Origin of the sequence: Nonomuraea sp. B5E05, assembly GCF_039880665.1 — a bacterium.
Taxonomy (GTDB): Bacteria; Actinomycetota; Actinomycetes; order Streptosporangiales; family Streptosporangiaceae; genus Nonomuraea.
Window position 1 is genome coordinate 1 of record NZ_JBDPMJ010000071.1, and the last position, 4,942, is coordinate 4,942.

Annotated in this window: 5 protein-coding genes; 3 read left to right on the forward strand and 2 right to left on the reverse strand. The window is 69.6% G+C overall.

Translation table 11 applies throughout. From position 1 onward, the window contains the following. Window positions 1-410, forward strand: a 410-nt coding sequence (locus ABGB01_RS45695) for an SDR family NAD(P)-dependent oxidoreductase (protein WP_347780586.1), incomplete at its 5' end; no start/stop codon positions are given. 51 nt (window positions 411-461) lie between these two features. Further along, window positions 462-1,682, forward strand: a complete 1,221-nt coding sequence (locus ABGB01_RS45700; RefSeq protein WP_347780588.1) for an FAD-dependent oxidoreductase — start codon at window positions 462-464, stop codon at window positions 1,680-1,682. Window positions 1,683-2,313: 631 nt separating this feature from the next. Here ABGB01_RS45700 and ABGB01_RS45705 read toward each other — a convergent pair. Then, a complete protein-coding gene (locus ABGB01_RS45705) occupies window positions 2,314-2,685 on the reverse strand; it encodes a beta/gamma crystallin domain-containing protein (RefSeq protein WP_347780590.1) in 372 nt (123 codons plus the stop codon). A gap of 194 nt (window positions 2,686-2,879) precedes the next feature. Beyond that, window positions 2,880-3,143, reverse strand: coding sequence for an SDR family NAD(P)-dependent oxidoreductase (locus ABGB01_RS45710; RefSeq protein ID WP_347780591.1), 264 nt, complete (start codon window positions 3,141-3,143; stop codon window positions 2,880-2,882). A 644-nt stretch (window positions 3,144-3,787) separates the two neighbouring features. Between ABGB01_RS45710 and ABGB01_RS45715 the strand changes: the two genes are divergently transcribed. Continuing rightward, window positions 3,788-4,717: a helix-turn-helix transcriptional regulator gene (locus ABGB01_RS45715; protein ID WP_347780592.1), complete on the forward strand. Its 930-nt coding sequence runs from the start codon at window positions 3,788-3,790 to the stop codon at window positions 4,715-4,717. The last annotated feature ends 225 nt before the right edge of the window (window positions 4,718-4,942 follow it).

Here is a 4,942-nt window from a genome sequence, read left to right on the forward strand (position 1 = left end):
ACAGCGCCTCCAAGTGGGCCCTGGAAGCGGTGAACGAATCCCTCGCCCAGGAGGTCGCCGAGTTCGGCATCAAGGTGACCATCATCGAGCCCGGCGGCTTCGCCACCAGGGACGGCAAGAACCCCGACCCCCTCGCCAACGGCCACCTGGCCGAGCCCGACCCGATCTACGACGGCCTCCGCCAGCGGCTGGCGGGGTTCGCGGGCAAGCAGCCCGCGGGCGACCCGGCCGCCGCGGCACGGGCACTCCTCAAGCTCGTCGACTCCGACGAGCCGCCCCTGCGGGTGCTCTTCGGGCAGGGCTTTTACCCGATGCTCCAGCAGGCCTACGCCGACCGGCTCAAGACCTGGGCCGACTGGCAGGACCTCTCCGCGCAGGCTCACGGCAACCTCGATCAAGAAAATCGGTGACCGAGGGCCGAGTCAACTCATCACAAGCAAGCGAACCGACAGGAGCACCACATGAAGCACCACATGAAGCACCGCATCGTCGTCCTCGGCGCCGGCTATGCCGGGGCCTACGCGGCCGGGATCCTGGCCCGCCGGCTGTCCCCGGCGGACACCGAGATCACCGTGGTCAACGCTGTGCCGGACTTCGTCCAGCGCATGCGGATGCCCCAGCTGGTGGCCGGTCAGGAGATCGAGGCTCCCAAGCTCGCCGACGTCTTCGCGGGTAGGGGGATACGGCTGCGCCTGGCCCGGGTCACCGCCGTCGACCCAGAGCGCCAGGTCGTCGCCGTGGCTGACGCCGACGGCGGCGGCGAACTCGGCTACGACACGCTTGTCTACGCGCTCGGCAGCCATGGTGACGTCCAGAAGGTCCCCGGCGCGATCGAGCACGCCTTCGACGTCGCCGCCCGGCCCTCGGCGCTGCGCCTGTGCGAGCGCCTGGACAGCCTGGGCAGGCGGGGTGAAGGCGGGAGTGTGGTGGTCGTCGGCGACGGGTTGACCGGCATCGAGACCGCCACCGAGATCGCCGAGTCCCGACCGGGCCTGTCGGTGGCGCTCATCGCCCGCAAGCAGTTGGGCGCCCGGCTCTCCCCGGGAGCCCGCAGTCACCTGCGCCGGGCCTGTGACCGGCTGGGCGTCACCGTCCTGGAGCACACCAGCGTCGAAGCCGTCGAAGCGACGCGGGTGCTGTGCGCCGACGGCACCACCCTGGACTCCGACGCGACCGTGTGGACGGCCGGGTTCGCGGTCAACCCCATCGCAGCCGACGGCGGGCTTGAGGTCACCGAGAACGGTCAGATCGTCGTCGATCGCACCATGCGGTCGGTCTCGCACCCGAACGTCTACGCCATCGGCGACAGCGTCCACGCCGTCGCGGACAACGGCCGGCCGCTGCCGATGTCCTGCGCATCGGCCGGCTACACCAGCCGGCAGGCCATCGAGGCGATCGTGGGACGCCTGACCGGCCGCAAGATCCTCCACACCAAGCTGGTCTACACCTACAACCACATCAGCCTCGGGCGGCGAGACGGAATCCTGCAGACGATCGACGACGAAGGACAGGCAAAGCCGACGTACAAGGGTGGCTTCAAGGCCGCGCGGGTCAAGTCGGGCATCCTCACGATGGCGCTGTGGGCGACCTCACACCCGACCTTCGGCCTGCCCAAGCGCAAGCACCGCCTGACCACCGCACCGGACGCCTCCGCCAAGAAGGTGGGTCGCGTAAGCGCCTAGTACTACTTCGCTAGATCTGCTGGGTCGCATCTACGGTCGGCATGAGCACGGCGCCGAAGATCGCTGCCCTGCGCGGGGGCACGTCACACTCGCCGCGGCCGCCGATGCCTTCCTCGCCATGGCGCGCACGGCCAACCCCAACACCCCCACCGCGCCTACGCCTCGGCTATCGACCGCGTGACTGCACTGCTCGGCCGCGACCGGCCACTCGCCGAGGTCGCCGACGCTGAGATCGGCACCGCGCTCGCCGAGCTGTGGGGCGGACGCGCGACAGCCATGGGCCAACCTACGTGCCTAACGTGCCTGACAGGCATTTAAGCGGCTGACCAGCTATTTCGCTCGACTACCCAAGATAACCATCGAAGCTGCCGAGCGGGGCCAGGACGGCGAGCGCCAGGCACGGCACCGCCGGGAGTGGGCGGCCGCCGCCGAAGCGCTCCTTGCCCGCATCGACGATGCCCTCTGAGGGGGCGGCAGACGGCACCCCGCACTGACTTCCGAGAATGTCAGTGGCGGTGACGCGAGCTCGCGACCTCAATGTGGGGGCCCGGCTTTCCCGGGGCTGTGCCCCGGGGCCTTGCCGTCCGGAGCGGCGATCGGGCAGGACCGCCGCCCCGATATCGCCGGCAGTTCAGAGGATCCTGATCCCCTGGATGCGGACCCCACCGGGATGGTTCGGCCAGGTGAACACGGTCCACTTCGGGATCGGCTGAGCCGGCTGCCATCTTCCGTCCCCGTACCACTGGACGCGGTTGTTACCGGTCGAGATCACGGTGACCCACCAGACATCCTGGACGTACATTTCCGTCCCGGCGTTGGCGTAACAGTAGTTGGCTGACGAGTCGCCGCTTGCGTGGATTGTGGCGCGTACGAGGTCGGTCCGGCCGGCGCACGGGACCTCATTGATCGCGTACGCCGCCGTCGGGAGGGCGACGGCAAGTGAGGCCGTCATCGCGACGGACGCCAGAGTGGCCAGGGCCGCGCGTTTGGTGATGCGTTTCATGGACTTTCTCCTTTGCAGGGGTGATTCATGCGGTGGAAAGGGAGCCGGACTATCCGCAGACGTGACCAGGAGATCTCTGGCCGCCTGCCGGGGTGGCTGTCTCGCTTCCGATAGGAACACCACGGCTCACGACCGGCTGCGACGCCACAGGGGGTCAGATCTGGCTCAGACGGGCTGGCCGACCGGCCGGATGGTCAGGGTGTTGAGGTCGACGTCGGCCGGCTGGCCGACGGCGAAGCAGATGGCCTTGGCGACGGGCTCGGGGGACAGGGCGAAGGGTGGGACGCCGGCCGGCCAAAGGCGGTGTCGGTCATGCCGGGGTTGACGAGCGTGACGCCGACGCCGCGGCTGGTGGCGTACATCCGCAGGTTCTCGGCCATGCCGGTGACGGCCCACTTGGTGGCGGAGTAGAGGTTGGCGGGGCTGTTCTTCAGGCCGGCGACGCTGCCGATGAGCACCAGCCGCCCGCCCGTGGTCTTCTAGGTGAGGCAGGGCGGCGTTGGCCAGCAGGGCGGGGCCGAGGACGATGGTGAGGACCATGGGCGCCCACAGTTCCGGGTCGCCGTCGGCGATGGTGCGCGGGTGGTCGGCCGGGACGAAGCCGGCGTTGGCCACCGCGGCGTGCAGGGCGCCGAAGTGTGCCACGGTCTAGGTCACGGCGGCCTGGGTGGCCGGCCAGTCGGCGATGATGCCGAGCAGGCGGTCGGAGTGGCCGGTCTCGTCGAGGAAGGACTTGAGTTTGGTCTCGTCGCGGCCGGTGACGGCCACGCGGTGGCCGCGGTCGAGGAGCAGCCGTGCGGTGTGGGCGCGCCGATGCCGCTGGTCGCGCCGGTGATCAGTACGGTCTTGCCCGTCATGGTCACTCCCGGGTGCTGGAGGTCCTGGTGGTGCATCACAGGAGGGCGTCGACGGTGATGGGCGGCCCGATCACCACTACAAAAGCTGGTCGGACAGGGTCCATCTCCGTGTCGCAGGTCGCGTTCGATTCGCTGATCCCAGGAAACCCACCTGGCCGGGCGCGAGACAGAGCGCATTTATAGGGGGATAAGCTCAACCCCCTTACCGTCGGCGCCTGCGCGAACCCTGCGGTTACCGTGGGAGCATGGACGACCGGTCCGACAACCGCGACCAGATCCGGGATTTCCTCACCATCCGGCGCGCGAAGCTCACTCCGGAGCAGGTCGGGCTGCCCACCGGCGGTCGGCGCCGGGTCCCCGGGCTGCGCCGCGAGGAGGTCGCGGTGCTGGCCGGTGTGAGCACCGAGTGGTACACCCGGCTGGAGAAGGGCCACATCAGCGGCGTATCGGAAGAGGTACTCGACGCGGTCGCCCAGGCCCTTTGCCTGGACCAGGACGAACGCACCTACTTGTTCGACCTGGCCCGGGCCGCCCGGCCCGCCCGCCGCGCGCCTTCGCGCCGCAAGGACGTCCAGGTCCCGCCGCGCGTCCAGTGGCTGCTGGACTCCATGACGATATCGGCGGCGTTCGTACGCAACGGCCGCCAGGACATCGTCGCCCACAATGCGCTGGCTCGGGCCCTGCTCGCGCCGGTCTTCGACAGCCCTGCCACCACACGTCACGGCCGCGCCAACCTCGCCCGCTACATCTTCCTCGACCCGGGCTCCCAGCGGTTCTTCGTCGACTGGGACGCGGCCACCGCCGTCAGCGCCGCGCTGCTGCGCGCCGAGGCCGGACGCGAGCCCCACGACCGGGCGCTACGCGACCTCGTCGGCGAGCTGTCCACGCTCAGCACCGCGTTTCGCGGCCAGTGGGCCGCCCACGACGTGCGCATCCGACACGCCGGCGGCAAGCGGCTGTGGCACCCGCAGGTCGGCGACCTGGAGCTGACCTACCAGTCTCTTGACCTGCCCATCTCCAGCCGGACAGTGTACGACCTCACCATCTACACCGCGGAACCGGGCAGCACCTCCGAAGAGCGGCTCAAGCTCCTGACCAGCCTGGCAGCCACCCAGCCGGCACACCCCACCAGCCAGCCGCGGCCGCGGCGCCGCCGGACACCGCGCGAGTTGTAACGACGCGCTTCGGAAACGCGCCTTGGGGCCGGATGATGAGGCCCATGTCTGTGTCTGCGGAGAGCATGGTCTGGGGTGCGGTCAGCTTCTCGGCAGTGAACGACTCTGTTGGCCGATTGGGTTGGGTTCATGCCGCCAGGCCAAGGCTGGCTCCGAGTCGCTCCAGGTGAGAGTTGCGGGTGCCGCGGATAGGAGTGCCGGTCCACCAGGCATCCAGGCGGATGA